This window comes from Campylobacter sp. 2018MI10 (assembly GCF_018501175.1).
Classification (GTDB): Bacteria; Campylobacterota; Campylobacteria; order Campylobacterales; family Campylobacteraceae; genus Campylobacter_E.
The window spans coordinates 1-383 of the sequence record NZ_JAHCZD010000144.1 but is presented as its reverse complement, the minus strand read 5'-3'; the positions used below and the strand labels follow the sequence as shown (position 1 = coordinate 383).

Genomic DNA, 383 nt, shown 5'->3' with positions numbered 1-383 from the left:
GGGGGGGGGGGGGGGGGGGGGGGGGGGGGGGGGTGGGTAGGGGGGAGCGGGGCGGTTAGGGGTGCGGGTTTCGCACTGAGGCTACTTTTTACCTGTCCCTTATGGCCCTCTACGCCTCGACGTGCTAGGTTGGCAAGACTTATGTCGACTCCTAGGTGATTCAAAACCTGGCACTATTCTTTTGTATGAATTTGAGCTTGGATTAGTAAAAGCTGCAACAGAACGAGCATTTTTTAAAACCCCACCTATGTAATTAATAGCAGTTTGGCTAAGTCCTCCATAACCTTCTTTGTCATAGAATAAATTCACACCATCTTTCCATAGACTCATATGAACATGCATACCATTTCCATTGTCACCATAAAGAGGCTTTGGCATAAAAG

Annotated in this window: 1 pseudogene; it reads right to left on the bottom strand. The window is 48.8% G+C overall.

The annotated features are described in order from the left end of the window. Positions 1 to 102: 102 nt before the first annotated feature. Positions 103 to 383: pseudogene (locus tag KJR01_RS10065) on the bottom strand (type I glutamate--ammonia ligase); the annotation flags it as partial.